This window comes from Streptomyces sp. NPDC006997 (assembly GCF_040635175.1).
Taxonomy (GTDB): domain Bacteria; phylum Actinomycetota; class Actinomycetes; order Streptomycetales; family Streptomycetaceae; genus Streptomyces.
This window is the reverse complement of sequence record NZ_JBEYHH010000099.1, coordinates 1-1,518: the sequence shown is the minus strand read 5'-3', so window position 1 is coordinate 1,518 and position 1,518 is coordinate 1. Positions and strand designations below refer to the sequence as shown.

At 68.8% G+C, this 1,518-nt stretch carries 1 protein-coding gene and 1 pseudogene; both read right to left on the bottom strand.

The window, feature by feature from the left end; genetic code table 11:
* A pseudogene (locus ABZ659_RS35825) lies at positions 1 to 359 on the bottom strand (2-oxoglutarate ferredoxin oxidoreductase subunit alpha); the annotation flags it as partial.
* A gap of 160 nt (positions 360 to 519) precedes the next feature.
* Positions 520 to 1,191, bottom strand: coding sequence for a response regulator transcription factor (locus ABZ659_RS35820; RefSeq protein WP_360229183.1), 672 nt, complete (start codon positions 1,189 to 1,191; stop codon positions 520 to 522).
* Positions 1,192 to 1,518: the final 327 nt, after the last annotated feature.

Below are 1,518 nucleotides of genomic sequence, written 5' to 3'. Positions count from 1 at the left end.
GTGATGTTCGCCTTCAACGCGGCCGGGTTCATCGCCACCAGCACGTTCGGCGCGTCGCCGGGGGTGAGGATGTCGTGGTCGGCGAAGTGCAACTGAAACGACGACACGCCGGGCAGGGTGCCCGCGGGCGCCCGGATCTCGGCCGGGAAGTTCGGCAGGGTCGACAGGTCGTTCCCGAACGACGCCGTCTCCGAGGTGAACCGGTCCCCGGTGAGCTGCATACCGTCACCCGAGTCACCCGCGAACCTGATGATCACCCGGTCCAGGCGGCGGACGGTCTTGGCTCCGTCCGCCCTGCGCTGCTCTCCTACGACGGCTCCGTCAGTCTGCTCCGCTGGGCTGCTGACCTGGCTGGTCACTGAACTGGACCTCCTTCGAGGCGAGTGTCGGGGAGTGGCCTTCCCACAGACCCTCCCGAAATCAACCCTACGTCCGCCAAGGGCGGCTTCCGTTGGTCATCCGCACGCCTCAGCAGTGTCCCCCGGTCGGGGGCCGTCCGCCCGCGCTCGGACACCGGAGTCAGGAATTCAGGTAGGTGAGGACCGCCAGGACCCGGCGGTGGTCTCCGTCGCTCTGCGACAGCCCGAGCTTGAGGAAGATGTTGCTGACGTGCTTCTCGACGGCCCCGTCGCTGACCACGAGCTGCCTCGCGATCGCGGAGTTGGTCCGCCCCTCGGCCATCAGACCCAGCACCTCACGCTCACGCGGGGTGAGCCCGGCGAGCACGTCCTGCTTGCGGGAACGCCCCAGCAACTGCGCGACCACCTCGGGGTCCAGCGCCGTACCGCCCCGCGCCACCCGCACCACCGCGTCCACGAACTCGCGGACCTCGGCCACCCGGTCCTTCAGCAGGTAGCCGACCCCACGGCTGGAACCTGCCAGCAGTTCGGTGGCGTACCGCTCCTCCACGTACTGCGACAGCACCAGCACCCCGAGCCCCGGATGCGCCTTGCGCAGTCGTACGGCGGCCCGGACGCCCTCGTCGGTGTGGGTCGGCGGCATCCGCACGTCCGCGACCACGACGTCGGGCAGCGCGTTCTCCGCGTCCAGCTCGGTGATCGTCTTGATCAGGGCCTCCGCGTCCCCCACCCCGGCGACGACCTCGTGCCCGCGGTCGGTCAGCAACCGGGTCAGGCCCTCCCGGAGCAGTACCGAGTCCTCCGCGATGACCACCCGCACCCTGTCCTCCACGATCCCTCGGCCCCCCGCAGCCCGTTCGGGCCGTACACCCTGTACGGCCCGTTCGACAGTCAAGCATTCCAGTCTTCGGGCCCGGGGGCGCCCGGAGTGGGGGAAGAAGGATCGGAACGAGTCAGTTCAGACCGGTCCAGAACAGGATGAAGTCCTGGATTGATTTTGATCAAGTTCGATCCGGAGTGGAGGTTTGACTTCCTCCTCGCCCTGAAGGGCGAGGATTCCCCTAGGGGGGTTCGGCCGGTCGCCCGGCTTACGGGTTCCTGCTTCACAGACCGGCTGGCGCCGAGGTCTCCACAGGCTGACACGGCATGCCCTGCCGCG